Raw genomic sequence first — 18,719 nt, forward strand, 5'->3', positions numbered from 1 at the left:
CTGGTTGAGCACTGACCGAACGAACGACCCGACGGGGGATCCACCACCATGAACAAGCTCCGCGCCGCACTCGCCACCGCAGCCGCTGCCGCACTGGGCCTCGCGGCCCTCGCCACAGCCCCGGCGCAGGCCGCTGCCCAGCCCGCCTTCCTCGCCGCCTCCCAGATGCCGCCGTCGTCGACGCCGTGGACCGCCACCCAGGTCTTCACCGGCGTCCCGGAGAACGGCGGCGTCCTCTGCACCCCGTACAAGATCCCGGCGCAGAACACCCGCTACCGCGAGTTCAGCACCGAGCTCGACACCAACGGCGTCCAGGTCACCACCGTCGCCCGTACCGAGGCCGACGCCGTGAAGCTGGTCAACACCCTCCGCGGGGCCCTCGCCGGCTGCGGCCCCCTGCTGGAGCAGCAGAACCCGGGCCTGCAGGCCGTCAGCGCCTCCCACGGCAAGCTCGCCGTCGAGGAGGGCGCCTGGGTCTACAGCCTGGACACCGCCGACCCGCAGATCGGCATCTCCGACATCCACCTGTTCTCCGTCGGCCGCGACGGCCGCACCGTCACCCTCATCCGCTGGGGCCAGATGGGTGACCTCAAGGACGCCCCGCTGACCGCCTTCCGCACCACGACGAAGACCGCCGTCAACAAGCTCCACTGACCCGGGGGCTCCCCCGGGGGCTGACCACAGCTCGACAGCGGCGCGCCCGGAACCCGGGCGCGCCGCTGTCGAGCCCACCTGCTCCGCTGGCGGCGGCCACTTCCTGTCCTTCACCAGCATCGCCTGCACTCTCATCTGCTACCGCAGACTCGCCAAATGAGTGGTCTCTTAGGGGGGGCAGGCGGAGCGCCTTGAGCACCCCCGCGCTCAGCACCACGTCGTTGTCCGCGCCCGCGACCGCCCGGCCGCCGTCCACCCCGTACGCCCCCTGTGCGGTGTTCACCAGGGTGAAGCGGCCGTCGTCCTGGGCGTCGAGCAGAAGGACGTACTCCTTGCCCTCGGCCAGGTCGGCGGTCTCCGGGCCGGACCCGGGTGTCGTACAGGGCACCTCGACCGTACGGCCCGGGGCCGCGCCCTTCGCGGTCGCGGCGACCGCCGCCGTGACGGTCGTCCTGTCGATGCCGTCGACCGTCTCCTCCCGCCCGGCTCCGAGCCGCGCCAGGACGATCAGATCCGCCGCTTCCTCCCCGGTCTGCATGGTCTCCACACCCCGTACAGGTCGCGGGTCCGCACTTCCTTACAGTGAGCCCATTCCACCTTCGGTAGCTGCTGGTCAGCGCCATGTCATGTGCATCTGATACACCCTGGCCATGACGTTCGTGGCGGTGGCCGAGGGTGATGAGGGCGGATGGCACGTCGATCGGTGTGCGCTGACCGAGGCCATCCGTGCTCGGTGGCCTGACGTCGAGGTCGATTCGTCGGCCCGTAGCGCAGTGCGCAGTCTCACCTGGGAGCTCGACACGGGGAACGGCCCGGGTGAGGCTTATCTGCACGAAGACGGTACATGCCTGTACATGGACGTGGGGGAGGAGGACGCGGTCCGGCTGGCGATCGCCTTCCGCAGGCTGACACCCACGCGCCTTGACCTGGTGTTCTGCGATGACAGTTACACCTTCGACGTGCACGTATCGGCAGGAACCACCGAGACCGAACTGATGGCTCTGGTGAAGGCCGCAGGGTGAAGCTCAGCGCGCAGCGGCGAGGTGGAGAGCGCCAGGGGGCGGAGCTGGACACGTCGATCCCGGACGGATGAGATCGGGACGGGTGCCGGTCCGAAAAACCTCAGCGCGGATCGATTTCGTCTTGCGATCATGCGGGACGGGAACGATGCGGATGTGTACCGGTCAGGTTGCATCCGGGGTGGGAGCGAAGAGATGCAGGTACACATCCGTCCGTTCGAGGCTCGGGACCTCGACTCGGTGGTCGAACTGTCGCTGCGCGCCTGGGTTCCTGTCTACGAGAGCTTCGCCAAGGTGTTGGGGCCAGAGGTGTTCCAGCGCCAGTATCCGGATTGGCGTGCGTCCCAGCGGAGCGAGGTCGAAGACGCCTGCACAGGAGGGAAAGCGCATGTCTGGGTCGCCGAAGCGGAAGCGAAGGTGGCCGGGTTCGTCGCCGTGGTGCTGGAACCGGACGGGGGCGCTGGAGCCGTCGAGCTGCTGGCGGTTGACCCCGAGTGTCAGGGCCGGGATGTCGGTACGACGCTGACGGAGTTCGCCACCACGTGGATGAAGGAGGCCGGGGTCGCTCTGGCATCCATTTGGACCGGCGGTGACCCGGGCCATGCGCCTGCGCGGAGAACGTACGAGAAGGCGGGGTACACGGCGTTGCCTTTGGTGCGCTACTACAAGGCCCTGTGACTGACGCTCCCGAAGAGTCGTGCAGGGCTGAACGCGCGCCGCGTCAGCTCCTTTTGCTGGTCCGATTGTTGACGGCCTTCGTGTCCCGTTCATGGGGCACGACCACGATCTGTACGTCGTCCTCGTAGATGATCCGCCCCGGGGCTGCGGACCGCAGAGTCCGGCAGTCGACGCCGTGCGCGGACAGGATTTCCAGATAGCCGACGACACGAGCGAGGAGATGAGTGGCTGACGGCTTGAACCACGCCGCCGCACCAGGGTTGACCTCGCTGTCGTAGACACGGGGGTCAACGGTTGAAGGATCGGTGTACGCGGCGTCGTACCAACTGTTGCTGCGGCGGCGGAAGCGCTCCTGCTCGTCCGAGAGCCTTCCCTCCCTCGCCAGATTATTGACGAGCCCGAAGACGCCGGTGAAGTGGCCTCGGCTGTTCCGGTGAGGTGACTGAAACCGCACGTACTGGACGGCCTCACTGCCGCTGTCGCTCATCCCCATCAGCGCATCTTGCCACTGTTCCGCCCCTCCTCAAGTGTCTGACGAATCAGGCCGACGAAGGCGAACGTTCGCGCCGCATCAGGCGCCTGCACAGCTACAGGGGTGCGTGCACCGGTGGGTTTCGCCTGATGAGCTGCGGCTGCTTCATGCTTGAGGGGAAATGGCCCCGTCAATCACCTTTCTTGGGCTGCCATGACCGGACCGGTCGCTGCTTCCCTGTTTCTCGATGACGCGGGCGATCTCCGGCCATGGAGCGTGCAACGGGCCGAACAGCGACCAGTAGTCGTAGACGGCACGGACCATGGCGCTGACGCCCAGCCGGGCAGCATCCGGATTGATGGCACCGATGACGCGCCTCGTGATTCCGCCGGCACCCCGAGCCGCGGGTGCGATTCCCGACCCGAGAAGGAGCGTGGCCGTACGGATGGCGTCCAGCGTCGGTGACGGCGCGACCCGCGCGAAGCGGCCGTAAATCAGGGAGGGCCAGCTCTCCCGGGTGCGAGCCCAAGCAAGGCGCTCCAATCCTGTGCCGAGGTCGACGGCCAGGCGGTCGGGGTGGGCTGTGTTCCACAGTAGGACTATGTCGCCGAGCGGAAGGTCGAGGTGTCGGAATCTCAGTGTGATGCCTTCGACCTGCCGCCGGCGCCATGGGGTGAGCGTGCCGTAGATGCTCAGATGGCGGGCGTGGAACCCGACCTGGGAGAGGACTGTGAGCCAGCCGTCGAGGACGGCGCCGTACTCGTCCATGCTCTGTATGGGCTGGACTCGGGAGATGTTGACGAAGGAAGTCAGAAAGCCGTCCTTCAATTCACCTGCAGCGTCCCGGTGGGCTGTGAAGCGAACGACCGGCTGAGGGATGAACCCGCTTCGGAAGGTGCGGAGTTGGCCGTCCTTGAGGATCGGGTCGAGCGCTTGGACGGCGGAGATGGTCAATTCGGTCTCGCGCCCCCAGCGCAGTGGGAGGCAGACGTCACGAGGGGCGCCGACCTGCGCGAAACCGAGCTCCAGGGAGCCGAGCAGATCCCGCCACGCCGGCGGTCTACGCGGCGGTCGGTAGGGGGTTTCGCGATGTGGGTGAGCGATCTCGATGCGAGGGCCATCGACGGTGAACTCCCAGTGGGGACCTAACGCTGTGCGCAGTACATCTGGTATCTGCTGGGCCAGCTCGTCTCCGACGGAGCCGGTCGCGCGGGTCAGCACGGCCGGGTCGCCATCCCCTGGAAGTGGCGCACAGGGGCGAAGCGTTGCATCCCCACGGCCTGGACGCGGCGATGCTCGAGGCTCTCTGCCTGCTCGATGGCGTCGGCGAGCCTGCGCGCCGCGGTCTCGTCATCCTCTTCCGGGTTGACGACCGCGACCGCGCCCGTCTCGTCGCACAAGGCGGCGTCGGCGCAGGTTCCTTCCCGCCAGGTCAGGGCGGCCATCGGGGTGCCGACGCGGAGGGATTCTCCGAAGACGGCGGCGCCGGCTTCCACGTACGGCCGGGCGTACGTGTAGACGAAGACGGACGCCTCGGCGATGGCGGCGGTCTTGGCGGGGCCACCGAGTTCTCCGACCCACTTCACGTGGTCGGCGGTGAGGAGGCGCTCGTGGCGGCGGACGTACGTCTCGTCGAAGACAGGGCCGACGATCCGGATGCGCCGGCCGAGGATCTGCGCTGCGCGGACGGCGATGTGGGGCGCCTTGTCCTCATCGATCCGACCGAGCCAGACGAGATCGGTGCCGGCGACGGCCGGCGGCTCCTCCTCGTCGAGGCCGAGGTGGACGGCGAGCTCGGGGATCGGTTGGTGCTCCGCGTACCGCTCCGTCATCTCGGGCGAGTAGCAGTAGAGCCGCGACCGCCGGCCGTCGAAGGCGGTGGGGCTGTGCTGGAAGACCGGCGAGTGCTGGAAGGTGGCCACGTCGCAGTCCAGCTCGCTCCAGGTACGCGTCCACGCGGGAAGCGACGGGTACTCGTGGCCGACGACCAGGAGGTCGTACCCGCTGTCGCGCAGCTCGCGCTCGGCGAGCGTTCCGGGCGTGAGGTCCTCCAGGCGGACCGGCTTGCGGACCCAGTCGTGTTCCAGGTCCGTGAGCCAGCCCGGCCCGAGGAGGTGTACGTCGGCGCCTGCGGCCCGGGCGCCTACGGCGACCGCCCACAGCCATCGTTCGATCCCGCCGTATCCGGCGGGGGGAAAGGCGTAGCTACCAGGGAAGTCGCAGACGCCGACGAGCACGTTATGCCTCCGGTGTTCCGTCCGCCGAGATACGGCGGAAGCCGAGGTACGGGAAGAGGGCTTCGGGCAGGACGATCGAGCCGTCCTGCTGCTGGCACTGCTCGAGGAGCGCGGCCAGGGTGCGGCCGACGGGCAGGCCGGAGCCGTTGAGGGTGGCGGCGAGCTTGGGCTTGCCGTCCTCACCTCGGGTCCGGATGTTCGCCCGGCGGGCCTGGAAGGTGCCGAAGTTGGAGACCGAGGAGATCTCGCGGTACGTGTTCTGGCTCGGGATCCAGACCTCGATGTCGTACGTGAGCTGGGCGGAGAAGCCCGTGTCGCCGGCGGGCAGCTTGATGACCCGGTAGGCGAGGCCGAGCTCCTTGAGGCACGCCTCGGCGTGGCCGACCATCTCCTCCAGCTCGGCGTCCGCCGTCTCCGGGTCGACGATCTTGACCATCTCGACCTTGGCGAACTGGTGCTGGCGGATCAGACCGCGGGTGTCCCGGCCGTACGAGCCGGCCTCCGAGCGGAAGCACGGGGTGTGGGCGGTCATGGCCACCGGCAGCTCGGCCCGCGGGATGATCTCGTCGGCGTAGAGGTTGGTCAGCGGGACCTCGGCCGTCGGGATGAGGAAGAGCTCCCGGTCGGCGACGCCGGTCTTGAACAGGTCCTCCTCGAACTTCGGGAGCTGGCCGGTGCCGGTCATGGTCTTGCGGCTGACCAGGTAGGGGACCGCGTATTCGGTGTACCCGTGGCGGCGGGTGTGAAGGTCGAGGAAGAGCGTGGCCAGCGCCCGCTCCAGGGCGGCGCCGGCGCCGCGCGAGACCGCGAAGCGCGGACCGGACAGCTTCGTCGCCCTGCCGAAGTCGAGGATGCCGATGGCCTCGCCGAGGTCGACGTGGTCCTTCGGCTCGAACGCGAAGGCGGGCGGTGTGCCGACGCGCCGGATCTCGACCGCGAACTCCTCGGAGTCGCCGTCGGGGGCCGAGTCGTCCGGCAGATTCGGGATGCTCAGGAGCAGGTCACGCAGCTGGGCCTCGATCTCCTCCTGGCCGGCCTCGATCTCGCGGATCTGGTCCTTCAGCTCGCGGGCGCGCTCCTTGAGCTTGCTGATGTCGCCGCCCTGCTTGGCCGTCTGCTGAACCTCACTGGCCACTCGCTTGGACTCTGCCCGCAGCTCGTCGGCCGAGCGGATGTTCTGGTTGCGCCGAGAGTGGAGGGACTCCAGCTCGGACAGGTCCAGGGTGTAGCCGCGACGAGCGAGCCGACGAACCGCTTCGGCACCCATGTCGATCAGGGCGCGGGCATCATGCATGAGGAAGATCCTTCTGATCTTGCGAGTGGGACGGGGATACGGAATCGACGGTAGCAACCGCCGAGCCGTCCCCGGTCCGGAATATCCCCCAGTCACCGATGCCGCCGGTGCGGTCCTGAACGTCAGTTTCAAGATCGTTCATCAGCGTTCCGATGAAATCCGGCAGCTCCACGTCGGGGATGGCGACGGGCTCGACGTACGGCGCCTCCGGAAAGAACAGGGGCATGGTCTCGCCGGGAGCCCTGTCGCGGTGCCAAAGGAGTACGGAGACCAGCAGTCCGTGGGCCACCAGGACACGGGGGCCGGGATGCTCCAGGGCCGCGAGCACCCCGGTGAGCATCCTGCGGATGCCCTCGCGCTGCGACTCGCTTCCGCCGGGCGGGCGCTCGTGGGCGCCATGGCCGTCGAGCCAGACGGCGTATTCCAGGAACGGGTTTCCCTCGAATTCCCCGTAGTCGAGTTCGTTCAGCCGAGGATCGGTGATCAGTTCCGGCCCGGGGACTCCCATCAGGAGGTTGGCGGTCTGCTGGGCGCGGGGGGATTCGCTGGCCGGCCACGTTTTCACGCTGTGGAGGGGGACGCTGCTCCAGCCCTTGTTCAGCGACCGGCGGCCTTCCTCGCTCAGGCGGATGGGCTTGGGCGGATCGCCGTTGACGAGATAGCGCCGGCTGTAGTTCCTCTGGCCGTGGCGGAGGACGTACGTCGTCATGATCGGTTCCTTGGGGTCGGTGCCGACAGCCATGCGAGGACTTCGGCCATTCGCGGCGCGCGCGGATCACCGGTGTCGAGGTAGAAGAGCAGGCCGTCCAGGGCCAGGGCCCTGCACCACGGCGCGAGGACGGGCACGGGTATGCGGGAGATCCGGGCGGCTGCGGCCAGGCGGGCGTCCATGCCGTGTCCGAGGTCGTAGTACACGGTCCAGAAGGCCCAGTCGAAGGCTGCGTCACCCACCATCGGGAGGGGGTCGATCAGGCGGGGGTGGCCCAGCCAGTCGAAGAGGACGTTTTCCCGGTAGAGGTCCGCGTGCAGGACGGTGGACCGAGCGGAGTCCTCCTCCAGGGCCACGAGGGCGGGAAGCGCCGCGTTGACGTGCTCCAGACACAGGCCGACGTCGACCGATTCCAGTCGGCGCCGTACTCGGGGTCGTACCTCCTGGTGGAGGTACGTGGTCAGGGAAGGAAGGTCTCGCAGCCGGTGCCGACGGCGGCCGAGGGTGTGGAGGCCCTGGAGGGCGGCGGCCACGGTGGGAAGCTCGCGAGGCGGTCGGTCACCACCACCGGGGCGGCCTCCGATCATCTCCAAGGCCGCCGCGGCCAGGTCGTCCGCTGCCTCGACGACGCCCGCCGTCGGCCCGCCCGCCCACAGGCGTAAGGCGGTGACCTCGTTGCGGAACCGGGCGGGATCGGCCCACGCCTTGAGAAGCAGCGGACGTCCGTCGAGGGTTCCGGCCGTGACGACCACCGAGGCGTGTCCGGCGTCGTGGTACGTCCCGAGTGTGAGCTTCCAGTGCTCCGCCGCACGCTCCATCAGTCTGGGCACGGCGTCGAGCCAGCCGGAGACTCCCGGGCCGTAGTGCGTGACCAGCCGCCGTCGGCATTCCTCGGAGACCTCGCCGAGCGTCCGCTTCTCCATCAGCTCAGCACGATCCCGTCGGAGACCAGCTCGTCCGTCAGCGTCGGGAACTCGTCCATGGCCTGCGCCACCAGGGCCTGGACCTTGTCCACTTCGGCGTCCGGGGACGATAGGCGGACGAGGACACGCCACGGCTGGTCGAGGCGCTGCCCGGTCGTGCTCACCAGGTGGACCTCGGCGTGGCTGTCCGTCGTCTCATGGAGCCGCTCGGCGAGTCGTGGGCGCGTTGACCGGGAACGCGCTCGGGCGCCGGGCAGCCGCAGGCCGCCCAGCCGGTGGCACTGGGCGAGTCCCCCAGCACATCGTGGGCAGGCCACGGGGGTGCACAGCTTGCCTCATATGTACACCGTTGTTCACAACCTGCCTGTGAACCCTGGTCGGGTTGCGTATCCGCAGTGACGCTGAGCGCATGGAACTCCGTATCGCTGTCGTTCGCCACGCCGAGTCGACCGAGAACGCAACGAAGCACAGCGGCTTCTACCAGGACCCGCGGCCGTGGACTGGCTCCGCAGCGCACGCCCTGTCCCGGGATCTTGTCGGGCTGACGCCGCGTGGATTCCGCCAGTGCCAGTGGCTGCGTACGGTGATCGGGGGGCTCGTCGGCCCTTGCCCGTACGTGTACAGCTCGCCGTACCGGCGGGCGCTGGACACCGTGGAACTGGCGTTGCCCGGGCGCGGTACCGAGGTCACCGAGCTGCTGTGCGAGCAGCATTACGGCGACGCCACGTACATGACCAAGCGGCAGCTCTTCGTGACCTACCCGGACACCGAGCGGGACAGGCAGACCCGCAAGCACTTGTGGACGCCTCCGGGTGAGGGTGGCGAATCTCTGGCGGTCGGTGTGATGGGCCGGGCAACCGCGTTCGTCGGGAGCCTCGACGGCGCCGCGCCCGTCGTCGTGGCGATGACCCATCACACGGCCATTCTGGCTCTGCGCAGTGTGCTGGAGCGGCGGCCGGTGACCGAGTTGGTCCAGGAGTCCCGTGTGCGCAAGACGCCCAACGCGGGGGTTCTGGTCTATGAGCGGCGTGACGGGTGTTTCCGCCAGGTCGACGCCGCCGAGCCGGACTGCTGAGAGGGGGTGGGCCGCCATGGGCATCATCTACTTCAACGGCCCTGTACAGAATGGCGACTTCAGTCTTGCCAATCGTCCCGGTAAGGCCGTGGGCATACGGATCGCCGAGTCGCTGAACAGGCTGCTCGGCCTGGACCCGGTACCCCACCTGTGGAACACCGTGGCCCTCGCCGGAGACGTACGGCACCGTGATGCGGCAGACCGTGACGTGATCGGGCGGCAGGAGCGTGAGAGGCGGGCGCTCGTGGCGAAGTACGCGCCCGGCCCGGTTCCGGGCAGTGGGCTGCTCACCGATACAGCTCCCGCAGTGGTCTCTCTGGCCCTGGAGATGATCCATACCCTTCTTGCCGATGGGGCGCTGGCCGTACGGGAGATGGCGGTCCGGCTGTGTGTCCGCTGTGGGCACATGACCGGAACGGCGGCGGCGCACAGCTGTCACTCCTGCGGCAAGAGTGTCACCCGGTGCGCACGCCGGGCGCTGCTGGTCTTCGACCGTGTGGAGCACAGGCCGGTGCTTCAGCGGGGTGACTTCCATGCTGCCGGGGCCCGGACCCCGGCGCACCTGCTGAACATGGCCCGCAACGTCCCCCGGTCGCTGGTGCTCTCCCGTACCCGCGATCACGGGGTCTGCCTGGCCTCGCTCGGGCTCGAGGGCATGGTGCTGGACCCCCGGGCCGGTCTGCACATCGCGGTGCTGGCCGCCGCCATCGAGCGAGGCGCCGCACACCCCGTGATGACGGTGACCGAGAACGCGGCGGCCAATGTCGCGGCCTACGGTGCACCGTTCCGGCAGTACGGCACGACACGGTTGCGTTACACGCTCCACGGGCGGGTTCCGTACGACGCCGCAGCGAATCCACGGCTGTACGAGGTGCACCGCGCCGAGGCCGTACAGGAGCTGTTCACCGGCTGGTACTTGCCGTTGTGCGCCGCCCGGGAGCGGTCCGGTGTGAGTGCCGCCCGTCTTCCGGGCCTGCTGAAGTTCCTGCGCCGGGCCTACCTGGCCCGGCCCGCAACACCCCGGGGCGAAGTACTCGCCGAACTGCGCCAACGGGCTGCGGTGGGTGATATGAGCTGGGTCATGGACGTCCGTGCGCTGGCCTGCGCCCTGTCCGATCGGGAGAACGTGAGCGGGCCTGCGGGCCCGCAGGAAGGAGAGCGCCCGTGACAGGCACCGGCTGGCAGTTCGTCAAGAAGCGCACGGCGGACCCGGACGGGGGAGCGGTTTACGTCTCCGCCGACCGGGAGCGCTACCGGCGTACGGGCGGCGAGGCACTGCGGACCGAGGCCGCGTTCCAGCGGATGGCCATCGGCCTGCACTACCCGGTGCCGCAGGTTCTGGAGTGCGGAGAGGCGAGCGACGGTACGTTCTTCGTCGTTGAAGAGTCCCTGGGCGAGCAGTCGCTGCACGAGATGGCGCTGGCCTGCCTGGAGGACGGTGGGCGGGAGCTGGCCGACGCGGTGGTGGACCAGCTCGTCGAGGTCTCCACCCGGCTCCTGTCCGCCCAGGCCGGGCACCCGGTCGACGCGGCCCCCGACGCGCTGCGGCGGTGGGTGGAACAGGCGGGCTGGACGCACACCGTCTTCGCCGAGAACCCCGACTTCGACACCCCTCGCACCCACGCGGCCCTCGACCGGGCAATGGACCAGCTCGACGGCGTGCCCCTGGTGTGGGGCCACCTGGACTACGGCCTGCCCAACGTCCTTCCGGCCGGTGTCATCGACTGGCAGCACCATGGTCTGATCCCGCTCGGTTACGACGTCGCCCCGGCGCTCGACATCATCCCGTTCAAGGGCGGCGCGAAGGGGTACGTCGTCACCCCGGCCCAGCGCGAACGGTACCTGGCCGCGCTGGACTCGGCCGCCCGAGCGGTCGCCGCCGACCCGGTCAGCCCGCACTTGGGGGCGTTCCTCCTGGTCAAGGGGCTCTTCTTCCTTGCGCTGATGCGTCCGGACGACCCGGCCCGCTCCGACAAACACCGGAAGTGGCAGTACCGGCGCCACCTCTTCCTGAAAGGACTTGAGCAGTATGAGCGCACCGGGGCCGTCGACACCGCCCTCTTCCCGACTCTCGACGACTTCGCCGCTGGGCAGGGCTCTGCCGACCGTCCGTGACCGCGACTACCTGCTGGATCGCTCCGGCGTCATCTTCAAGGTGATCGGCGATGTCCACCCGAACTCGCACTGGCTTGGTTACGTGAAGTACTACCCCGACGAGCGTGGTGACCGGACGCTCTTCGGAAAGACCTACCGGCAGAACACGGTCGTCTCCAAGGCGTTCGGCATCCTGGCCGACCGCCCCGAGTGCTACGTCTACTCTCCCGCGATCGGATGTGTGATCACCGGCGTTCCCCGCGAGGAGGTCGTGCTGCACTACTCGTGTCGGCACGCGCTCACAGCCTTGCACAAGGCACCGGACCAGCTGGACGGTTCGCCCGTGAGCAACGACCTGCTCGCCATCATCGACTGGATCACAGCCCAAGGGGCCACGGACGCCATCGGCGTCACCGGTTCCTTCCTCGTCGGAGTGGCGGGCCCCCGCTCGGACGTCGACCTCGTCTGCTACGGCCCTCGCGGGTACGAGGCCGCCGAGGCTCTGTTCGCCGAGCGGTCGCTGATCCACCCTTACGAGGGGGAGAGCCTGACGCGGCTGTACCTGCGCCGGGCCAGGTACATGGCCGGGTCCTCCTTCGACATGCTGCTGCGGCAGGAGGCCCGCAAGCTCCAGGGGCTGACCGCCGGTGCCGGGGCCCACATCAACTGCGAGCCGCTGCGGGCCGACGGTGACCGGACGTTCCACGATGTGGTCGCGCGGGAGGTCGGGCAGATCAGTGTCCTCGCCCGGATCACCGACCACCGCCAGGGACTGGTAACACCAGCTGTGTACGGCATCGAGGTCGAAACCGTCACAGCCTCCACGATCGACGAGCCCGAGGTGTTCGCCCGCCGGATCACGCGCCTGCGCGGCTACCTGGGGGCGTACACCGGGGCGTTTCGAGAGGGCGACACCGTTTACCTGTCCGGGCGGTTGGTGCACACAGGGGCCCCGGGGGCGCTGGCGGGTTCGCCATCGAGCTGACCCCGTGGAGCGCCGCCGAGAGCTGTCTCGCCAGTCTCGCCCGCTGACCCCGGGGGTCTACGAGGCGGCGAACTCCACGAAGGACGCCCAGGTGGTGGAGGAGACGGCGAGCGCGGGGACGGTGAGGTCCTTGGAGTCGCGGATGTGGACGGTGTGGGGGCAGGAGGCTACCTCGACGCAGTCGCCGCCCTGGCTGCCGCTGTACGAGGACTTCGACCAGGCGAGTGCGACCTCTACGCAGTCGCCGCCCTGGGGGCCGCTGTAACTGGACTTGAACCAGGTGAGTGCGACCTCTACGCAGTTGCCGCCCTCGCTGCCGCTGTAGCTGGACTTGAACCAGTGGAGGTCGGTGCTCATAGTTCCTCTGCCATCTTCTCGATCGTTTCCAGCGTCCTCTCCGGAGTGTATGCCTGGGCCCGGGTGACGCCATACTGGCCGAACAGGTTCCCCAGCTCCGGATGTTCGGTGACGAAGAAGCTACCGCCCTGTCCCTCGATATAGGCGAGCTGCTCTCGCATGTCGGTCTCCAGCAGGACGAAGGGGCCGTCCAGCGCCGCATGATCCTCGCGGTACGGGTCCATCAGCTGGATGCGGACGTGCCGCATCCGTGCCACCTCGGCGAGGTGGTGGAGCTGAGCCTTCATCACTCGACGGCCGCCGATCGGCCGGGTCAGCACGATCATCTCCAGGACGAAGCTGATGTCGGGCAGCGGCCTGCGGGTCAGCAGCTTCTGCCGTTCGAGCCGCGCGGCGACCTTCGCCTCGATCTCGTCGTCGTCATAGGTCGGATAGTGGATCGTGAAGATTGCCCGTGCGTACGCCTCCGTCTGGAGCAGTCCGGGGATGACCTGGTTCTCGTACGCGTGCCGAGCCCACGCCTTCTCCTCCTCGTCCGCGAACGGCGTGAACCAGTCCGGCAGCGGCCTGCGCTGCTCCGTCTGCTTCGGCGGCTTCGGTGCCGCGACGATCAGTGCACCTTGTGCACCCAGCACTTCGTCCACCCGCTGCACGAAGATGCCTGTCGGCGGTCGCGCGCCCCGTTCCACCATCGCCACTTGGGACTTGGAGTAGCCGATCCGCTTACCCAACTGCTCCTGCGACAGGCCGGCCCGCTCGCGGAAGTGCCTGAGCAGCAGGCCGAACATCTCGGCGGCGGTCTCGGCCTGATCACTGGAGTGCACGGGGTCACCTCGTCTGTACACCACTGTTCACAACCTGCTTGTGACCCTGGTCACGGTACGTGTCCGGCGCAAAGCTGAGCGCATGGAACCCCGAAATTCACTTGATCCGGTGCCGTCCTGGATTCCCGCCTCCGGGCACGCCCTCCGTGAAGTGGGCGTCACCTTCGACGCCGTACGAGCCATCGGCATGCTCGGTGAGGAAATCGCGTACGAGGTCATGCAGTTCACCGACTTCCGGGCCGGGCCCATCGTCCGGTCCGGCATCGGCGAGCGCAGCATGTACTTCCTGCTGAAGCCCGGCATCGCCGCCGCTCTGCACTGGCCGCCCGGGGTGGAGGTGGTGAGCGGGGGCGAGCGGGGTGCCGCGTTCGTGGGGGTGCCCGCGTTGGACGGGCTCACCTGGCCGTTGGACTGGCGATCGCGGCCGACTGCGGAGAGCCCGTTCGTGGATGCCGTACTGCTTCAGGAGATGGCCTGGCTGCGGACGGGGTGCGCGGTGGAGGAGTGATCGGTGCGGTGCGGGCCGATGTGCGCCTGCCGCCCGGGCGGCCCGCACCGCTCCGGGTCTCCTTCGGGGACGACCGGAGGAGACCCGAGCCGTCCTGTCCACCATCGCCTGAAAGGTAGTCATGGGAACGAGTGACCACACCGCGCCGCCCGCCGACGGGATGACCGGCGTCGATAGCGTCGACACGGTGAACACCGAGGCGACGACCGTCCTCCCCACGCCGGACGCCGACCGGCTGCGCGACGCGCTGGTCGACCGGCTCCGAGCCGACGGAATCGTCCGTACCCCCGCCGTCGAGACGGCCTTGCGGACCGTGCCGCGCCATCTGTTCGTGCCCGACGCGTCGCTCGAAGACGCGTACGCCAACGCTCCGGTCCACATCAAGTACGACACCGACGGCACGTCGATCTCCTGCGCCTCCCAGCCGGGCGTCGTCGCCCTCATGCTCGGCCAACTCGGCGTCCGGCCCGGCGAACACATCCTCGAACTCGGGGCGGGCAGCGGCTACAACGCCGGTCTCCTCGCCCATCTGGTGGGTGACAGCGGGCATGTCACCACCCTCGACGTCGACGCCGACCTCGTGGAGGGCGCCCGCGCCCGTCTTGCCGCCGCCGGTATCACCAACGTCGAGGTGGTCACCCGGGACGGGGCTCTCGGCCATGCGGGAGGCGCGCCGTACGACCGGATCATCGCCACCGTGGGCGCACACGGCGTACCGCATGCCTGGCTGCGGCAACTCGCCCCCGGCGGACGGCTCCTCGTCCCCCAGCGCATCAAGGGCACGGTGTCCCGGTCCATCGCCTATGAGCGGCGGGACGGCCGGTGGCTCTCCCTCGGCAGCGAGATGAACACCTTCATGCCGCTGAGGCGGGGCGTGGCCGACGACGAACGCCGGGTCGTCCCGCTCAGCGCGGACGGCGCCGTACGCCTCCAGGCCCCCGCCCGGCAGCAACAGCTCGACGCCGACGCCCTCATCGGCGTTCTGGAACAGCCGCGTACCGAGGTGTGGACGGGCATGACGGTCCGCGCCATGGAGTCGCCGGAGTGGATGGAGCTCTTCGTCAGCTGCGCTCTCCCCTCCGGCCTCGTCCGGATGCTGTTCCCGCAGAGCGCCAAGGGGACGCTGCTCACCGAGGACCCCTACCCCTCCTCGACCGCCGCCATCGACCAGGGGGCCGTCACCTATCTCGCCCGGCGCCCGTCGGACCGGAGGACCCCCGAGGGCGGCAGGCTCTGGGAGTTCGGCGTCATCGGCCACGGACCGGGCAGCGACGAACTGGCGGCGCGGGTCGCCTCGGCCATCCGTACCTGGGACCGGGAGTACCGGGGCCGCGAAGCCACGTTCGAGATCCTGCCGCCCGACGCTCCCACGCCCGAACAGCGCCCCAGTCTCTTCACCGTCGACACGCCGCTGAACCGCATCGTCGTCGACTGGCGGTGCCACCTGACGCGTAGCTGATGCCGTCGTGATCCGGGAAAGCCCCGCGTGTCGATGACGGGCAGACGGGCCCACCCGCCTGCGGTACCGTAATCGTGACATCACGCTTCGTGTGCGCGGGCTGTAAGGCTGTGCGTATAGGGAGCGGTCCCCGGAGGTGTTAGAGCACCGGCCCGGGGACCTTCACCACTAGTGGATCTGGAGTCCACCCGCGATGCTTGCGCATGTTATCCCGCCCCCTCGGGGCTATACGAAGGCTTCCAACGGTCTGGTACGTCACGCGCGCCTCGGCAGTGACGCGAAGATCCTGGTCCTTTACGTTCAAGGGTTGCCCGAAGGCGATCGTGACAAGGCACTCAGCGAGCACGCCCGGGCTGTTCAGGTCACCGGGCGCCGCTACCAGAAGGCCAAGGCCGAGTTGGTCGCGTGCGGGTACGTGCACGAGAAGCGGGAGGTCGTCGCCGGTGGGCGGTGGCGGACCGTGCAGGTCTTCTCCAACTGTCCGCTGACGGAGGACCAGGCCGCGCGGCTGCGGGCCGGGGTTCCGGCCGATGGGTACGAGGTACTGAGTACGGGCACGGGCACGGGCGGGGATGCGGGCGCGTGCGTGGGCGCGGGTGCCGTTCCGAGTGCGCACTTCCCGACCGTCGGTGAGCCGAGTGCTCGGGTGGTCGGTGGTCAATTACCCGCGGACGAAGAACAGGGGAAGAACGATCCCCACCCACCCACCAAAGCCGATGACGACGGCAGTGACAGTGATGGTGGGGCTGAAGTTGCTCTCGGAGAGCGTGTGCTGCTCTCGTTGCGGCATGAGCGGCGCGAGCTGCACCTCGGCGTCCGTGAGGCCCATACGCTCTCCGGCCTCGCCGCCGAGTGGTTGCGGCGCGGTGTCAGTGCCGCCGATCTGCGGCGGGCCCTGAGCACCGGGCTGCCGTCCGAAGGGGTGCGGTCCGCGGTGCACTTCCTGGCGCACCGGCTCCGGGAGAAGCTGCCCGCCGCCCCCGAGAGCGCACCCCCGCCGGAGCCCTCCCCGCCGCCTCCGGCCCTCATCACCTGCGCCGGTCCCGGCGAGGAGCACGTGTTCCGGCCCAACGTCCCCTGGGCCACCACCTGCGGGCCCTGCCACCAGGAGGAGCAGCGGGCCTACTGGGCCGATGTACGGGCCCGGAGCGAGGCGGCACCCGAGCCCCCGCCGTGGCGTGAGCGCTTCGCCGCCCTCGCGGGAGGCACGGAGGGCGCGGAGAGCGCGGGCGGCGCGGAAGGCGCGGGCTGAGGGCGGACATCGAAGTCGGCAAGGACGGCCCCGGTGCCGGGAGCGCGACTTCGCCTCTGCACCATCACCTTGGCTGGGAGGCGCCAAGGGCCAAGACGGGCCCGGCGCCGAGGGGGTCTTCTGCCCTGAGGCTGTGGTGTGCACCTGCGGCGGCGATGGGCAACCGTTTGTTGATTTCAGCCGTCATATGCACATGACGACGACGCCTGCCCACCCATGGCTCGTGCTGCGCGGCAGCGGTGCCACCGCCCGTTTCGGGGACGGGTTCGATTGCGTGCAGTGGGAGCAGGACGGGCGCGTGACGCGAATTCCGCTGCAGGCCATCGGAGCGGTCCGCAGCCTCGACCGCCGACTTGAGGTCGTTCTGACGACTGCGGAGGCCGACCGCCGTCCTGCCGTGTACGCGGTTGACGATGCCAGCGCCGCCGCCGTGACCGCGTTCTGCACCGCCCTGCGGGCCCGATTGCCCGAGAGCGCCGACGAAGGATTGCGCGTCGACGGCGAAGATCTCATCACCGAAATTCCGGATGGGCACCCCGGGACGCCCTCGAAGCGGGTTCTCGTTGTCGCCGTGATCGCGGTCCTCGCGGTGATCGATGTGACGGTGGCGGTGCTCCGTGAGCCGGCGTGGGCCATCGCTCTGCCGATCGTGCAGCTCTTCGCGTGCGCGGGCGGGGCCATGGCTCTGACGCTGGGACGAGGCTTGCGCGATGCGCTGAGCCTCGCCGATCGCGGCATCACGGTGATGGCCGAACTCGACCACTGCACCGACCGAACCAAGGTGTACCGGTACGAGGACCAGGACGGCGGGCTGCACTTCTACCGGGATTCGACCGGCGGGCAGCAGCTCGGGCTCAGCTACGACCCGAGCAATCCCGGCCGCGCCTCCGCCCGCCAGTCTCTCTACGGCAAGGTCATGATGGCGCTGATGTCAGTCGTGGGCCTCGGTATGGCCTGCGGTGGACTGGGGATCACCGGGTACCAGCTCTTCATCGCGCTGCGTGGCTGACTCCGTATGCGTCCGTGTCGGGATGCGTCCTGTCGAGCACTTCCAGAGCAACCGGCGGTGCTTGTCGAAGTCGTAGCCCCGGTCGGCTTACACACGCCGGGGTTTGCGGAGGGGACGTCCCCGAGCTCCCCGAATCGGCGGAACCGCGCCAAGCAGGGGCAGGAGCTGGGTGACGTCGTGCCGATTGCCGCCGGTGAGCGTGATGGCGAGTGGGGTTCCGTGGCGGTCAACGATCAGGTGGTGCTTGGAGCCGGGGCGGGCGCGGTCGACGGGCGAGGGCCCAACGTGGTTCCCCCTTTGAGGGCCCGGACGTGCGAACCGTCCACGGCGCAGTCGTCCAGGTCCAGCAGGTCGGCGCGGCGAAGCTCGGCCAGCAGAGCGGCGTGCAGGCGCGGCCGGACGCCGGCCTCGGTCCAGTCCCGCAGTCGGCGCCGGGCCGTCACGCCGGAACAGCCCACGGTCTCCGCCGGGACGTCCCGCCAGGCGACACCGGTCCGCAGCACGAACAGGACGCCGGCGAGTGCTGTTCGGTCAGGAACACGCCACCGCCCGGGATGCCGGTGGCGTGTTCGCCAGATCGAGCACTCAGCCCGAGGCGCCCTCCAGCGGAAGGCGGTCTCTAAAGTACTCACACTCCAACCACTCCTCCTTCACGAAGAGCGGACGTGTCAGGTGCCCCGCACCGACCTGCTGCGAGCGCAGAAGAACCCCGAGATCAGTCAGGGAAAGAGAGTCATCAGGTGTGTAGAGCACCCAGTTCCCATGCTCCGCAGCGTGGTCCAGCAGGAACTGCTGGCCCTGCTCCGGATCGCTTCCCGCCAGCGGGAAGCCAGAGAGGAAGACCTGCGGACCGGTGACCGCATCCAACGCAACACAGGCGAGCTTGCCCGCGTCGTAGAACGCCTTCACTCCATCCGGGAAGTCCTCCTGCGCATATGGCCCGCCAACCCGTTCCTGCGGCCCGGGGACCAGAAGTGCCTGGGCGACCTCGGCTGGAGACATCCCGAACCGCAACGGACCCACACCCGTTCCCGACCGCAGCTCCCAGCACTCCCGCTCCGCATCCGCGCCCATCCACCCACTCCTACGTCCGACCGGTCCAGATCTGCTTCTGTTGCTCAGGCCGCATATACGAGGCCATGGGACAAGGTGCCAACTCAGCTGCACAAG

19 protein-coding genes and 4 pseudogenes are annotated in these 18,719 nt (G+C 69.0%); 11 read left to right on the plus strand and 12 right to left on the minus strand.

Annotated elements, in window-relative coordinates; genetic code table 11:
- Positions 1–48: 48 nt before the first annotated feature.
- Positions 49–654 carry a hypothetical protein gene (locus B7C62_20215; protein ID ARF74302.1) on the plus strand — a complete coding sequence of 202 codons (606 nt, stop codon included), beginning with the start codon at positions 49–51 and terminating at the stop codon, positions 652–654.
- Here B7C62_20215 and B7C62_20220 read toward each other — a convergent pair.
- Positions 638–1,201, minus strand: coding sequence for a hypothetical protein (locus tag B7C62_20220; GenBank protein ID ARF74303.1), 564 nt, complete (start codon positions 1,199–1,201; stop codon positions 638–640). The genes B7C62_20215 and B7C62_20220 overlap by 17 nt on opposite strands.
- 103 nt (positions 1,202–1,304) lie before the next feature.
- Here B7C62_20220 and B7C62_20225 point away from each other — a divergent pair, with 103 nt between their 5' ends.
- Together B7C62_20225 and B7C62_20230 are read left to right on the plus strand one after the other, a co-directional pair.
- The gene (locus B7C62_20225) at positions 1,305–1,676 is read left to right on the plus strand and encodes a hypothetical protein (protein ARF74304.1); all 372 of its coding nucleotides are present in this window, start codon (positions 1,305–1,307) and stop codon (positions 1,674–1,676) included.
- Positions 1,677–1,868: 192 nt separating this feature from the next.
- Positions 1,869–2,351, plus strand: coding sequence for a GNAT family N-acetyltransferase (locus B7C62_20230; GenBank protein ID ARF74305.1), 483 nt, complete (start codon positions 1,869–1,871; stop codon positions 2,349–2,351).
- A 43-nt stretch (positions 2,352–2,394) separates the two neighbouring features.
- Here the strand turns inward: B7C62_20230 and B7C62_20235 are convergent, their stop codons facing one another.
- The 7 genes and pseudogenes from B7C62_20235 to B7C62_20265 form a co-directional block, all read right to left on the minus strand.
- Entirely contained in the window at positions 2,395–2,844 is a 450-nt protein-coding gene (locus B7C62_20235) for a hypothetical protein (protein ARF74306.1), read from the minus strand.
- A 144-nt stretch (positions 2,845–2,988) separates the two neighbouring features.
- On the minus strand, positions 2,989–4,044 hold the full coding sequence (locus B7C62_20240) for a hypothetical protein (protein ID ARF74307.1): 1,056 nt from the start codon (positions 4,042–4,044) through the stop codon (positions 2,989–2,991).
- Positions 4,038–5,060 (minus strand): glycosyltransferase, encoded by a 1,023-nt coding sequence (locus B7C62_20245; GenBank protein ID ARF74308.1) that lies wholly within the window; start codon positions 5,058–5,060, stop codon positions 4,038–4,040. The genes B7C62_20240 and B7C62_20245 overlap by 7 nt, the downstream gene beginning before the upstream one ends.
- A 1-nt stretch (position 5,061) precedes the next feature.
- A complete protein-coding gene (locus tag B7C62_20250; GenBank protein ARF74309.1) occupies positions 5,062–6,354 on the minus strand; it encodes a serine--tRNA ligase in 1,293 nt (430 codons plus the stop codon).
- Complete coding sequence (locus tag B7C62_20255) at positions 6,347–7,063, minus strand: histidine phosphatase family protein (GenBank protein ID ARF74310.1); 717 nt, start codon at positions 7,061–7,063, stop codon at positions 6,347–6,349. Before B7C62_20255 ends, B7C62_20250 begins: the two co-directional genes overlap by 8 nt.
- Entirely contained in the window at positions 7,060–7,986 is a 927-nt protein-coding gene (locus tag B7C62_20260) for a phosphotransferase (protein ID ARF74311.1), read from the minus strand. The genes B7C62_20255 and B7C62_20260 overlap by 4 nt, the downstream gene beginning before the upstream one ends.
- A pseudogene (locus B7C62_20265) lies at positions 7,986–8,276 on the minus strand (hypothetical protein). Before B7C62_20265 ends, B7C62_20260 begins: the two are co-directional and overlap by 1 nt.
- Positions 8,277–8,395: 119 nt before the next feature.
- Here B7C62_20265 and B7C62_20270 point away from each other — a divergent pair.
- The 4 genes and pseudogenes from B7C62_20270 (at position 8,396) to B7C62_20285 (ending at position 12,187) form a co-directional block, all read left to right on the plus strand.
- Positions 8,396–9,061 (plus strand): hypothetical protein, encoded by a 666-nt coding sequence (locus tag B7C62_20270; GenBank protein ID ARF74312.1) that lies wholly within the window; start codon positions 8,396–8,398, stop codon positions 9,059–9,061.
- Between the two features lie 16 nt (positions 9,062–9,077).
- Positions 9,078–10,229, plus strand: coding sequence for a hypothetical protein (locus B7C62_20275; GenBank protein ARF74313.1), 1,152 nt, complete (start codon positions 9,078–9,080; stop codon positions 10,227–10,229).
- Positions 10,226–11,176 carry an aminoglycoside phosphotransferase gene (locus B7C62_20280; GenBank protein ID ARF74314.1) on the plus strand — a complete coding sequence of 317 codons (951 nt, stop codon included), beginning with the start codon at positions 10,226–10,228 and terminating at the stop codon, positions 11,174–11,176. Before B7C62_20275 ends, B7C62_20280 begins: the two co-directional genes overlap by 4 nt.
- A 40-nt stretch (positions 11,177–11,216) precedes the next feature.
- Positions 11,217–12,187, plus strand: a pseudogene (locus tag B7C62_20285) (hypothetical protein).
- Between the two features lie 10 nt (positions 12,188–12,197).
- Here the strand turns inward: B7C62_20285 and B7C62_20290 are convergent.
- Positions 12,198–12,497 (minus strand): DUF397 domain-containing protein, encoded by a 300-nt coding sequence (locus tag B7C62_20290; GenBank protein ARF74315.1) that lies wholly within the window; start codon positions 12,495–12,497, stop codon positions 12,198–12,200.
- Entirely contained in the window at positions 12,494–13,321 is an 828-nt protein-coding gene (locus B7C62_20295) for a transcriptional regulator (protein ID ARF74316.1), read from the minus strand. The genes B7C62_20290 and B7C62_20295 overlap by 4 nt, the downstream gene beginning before the upstream one ends.
- A gap of 82 nt (positions 13,322–13,403) precedes the next feature.
- Here B7C62_20295 and B7C62_20300 point away from each other — a divergent pair, with 82 nt between their 5' ends.
- The 4 genes and pseudogenes from B7C62_20300 to B7C62_20315 all read left to right on the plus strand — a co-directional run bounded on the left by B7C62_20300 (position 13,404) and on the right by B7C62_20315 (position 17,549).
- Positions 13,404–13,829, plus strand: coding sequence for a hypothetical protein (locus B7C62_20300; protein ARF74317.1), 426 nt, complete (start codon positions 13,404–13,406; stop codon positions 13,827–13,829).
- A gap of 55 nt (positions 13,830–13,884) precedes the next feature.
- A pseudogene (locus B7C62_20305) lies at positions 13,885–15,288 on the plus strand (methyltransferase, FxLD system).
- Positions 15,289–15,481: 193 nt separating this feature from the next.
- The gene (locus B7C62_20310; protein ARF74318.1) at positions 15,482–16,540 is read left to right on the plus strand and encodes a hypothetical protein; all 1,059 of its coding nucleotides are present in this window, start codon (positions 15,482–15,484) and stop codon (positions 16,538–16,540) included.
- 187 nt (positions 16,541–16,727) lie between these two features.
- Entirely contained in the window at positions 16,728–17,549 is an 822-nt protein-coding gene (locus B7C62_20315; protein ID ARF74319.1) for a hypothetical protein, read from the plus strand.
- A gap of 90 nt (positions 17,550–17,639) precedes the next feature.
- Here the strand turns inward: B7C62_20315 and B7C62_20320 are convergent.
- Positions 17,640–18,181: pseudogene (locus B7C62_20320) on the minus strand (hypothetical protein).
- A complete protein-coding gene (locus B7C62_20325) occupies positions 18,135–18,572 on the minus strand; it encodes a hypothetical protein (GenBank protein ARF77285.1) in 438 nt (145 codons plus the stop codon). Before B7C62_20325 ends, B7C62_20320 begins: the two are co-directional and overlap by 47 nt.
- Positions 18,573–18,719: the final 147 nt, after the last annotated feature.

The sequence above is a fragment of the Kitasatospora albolonga genome (genome assembly GCA_002082585.1).
Lineage (GTDB): Bacteria > Actinomycetota > Actinomycetes > Streptomycetales > Streptomycetaceae > Streptomyces > Streptomyces stephensoniae.

Excerpts from the sequence above, each read along its gene's own strand:
- B7C62_20215 (ARF74302.1), top strand. The coding sequence starts at position 49 with ATGAACAAGCTCCGCGCCGCACTCGCCACCGCAGCCGCTGCCGCACTG.
- B7C62_20225 (ARF74304.1), top strand. The coding sequence starts at position 1,305 with ATGACGTTCGTGGCGGTGGCCGAGGGTGATGAGGGCGGATGGCACGTC.
- B7C62_20230 (ARF74305.1), top strand. The coding sequence starts at position 1,869 with ATGCAGGTACACATCCGTCCGTTCGAGGCTCGGGACCTCGACTCGGTG.
- B7C62_20235 (ARF74306.1), bottom strand. The coding sequence starts at position 2,844 with ATGGGGATGAGCGACAGCGGCAGTGAGGCCGTCCAGTACGTGCGGTTT.
- B7C62_20250 (ARF74309.1), bottom strand. The coding sequence starts at position 6,354 with ATGCATGATGCCCGCGCCCTGATCGACATGGGTGCCGAAGCGGTTCGT.
- B7C62_20255 (ARF74310.1), bottom strand. The coding sequence starts at position 7,063 with ATGACGACGTACGTCCTCCGCCACGGCCAGAGGAACTACAGCCGGCGC.
- B7C62_20260 (ARF74311.1), bottom strand. The coding sequence starts at position 7,986 with ATGGAGAAGCGGACGCTCGGCGAGGTCTCCGAGGAATGCCGACGGCGG.
- B7C62_20270 (ARF74312.1), top strand. The coding sequence starts at position 8,396 with ATGGAACTCCGTATCGCTGTCGTTCGCCACGCCGAGTCGACCGAGAAC.
- B7C62_20275 (ARF74313.1), top strand. The coding sequence starts at position 9,078 with ATGGGCATCATCTACTTCAACGGCCCTGTACAGAATGGCGACTTCAGT.
- B7C62_20290 (ARF74315.1), bottom strand. The coding sequence starts at position 12,497 with ATGAGCACCGACCTCCACTGGTTCAAGTCCAGCTACAGCGGCAGCGAG.
- B7C62_20300 (ARF74317.1), top strand. The coding sequence starts at position 13,404 with ATGGAACCCCGAAATTCACTTGATCCGGTGCCGTCCTGGATTCCCGCC.
- B7C62_20310 (ARF74318.1), top strand. The coding sequence starts at position 15,482 with ATGCTTGCGCATGTTATCCCGCCCCCTCGGGGCTATACGAAGGCTTCC.
- B7C62_20315 (ARF74319.1), top strand. The coding sequence starts at position 16,728 with ATGCACATGACGACGACGCCTGCCCACCCATGGCTCGTGCTGCGCGGC.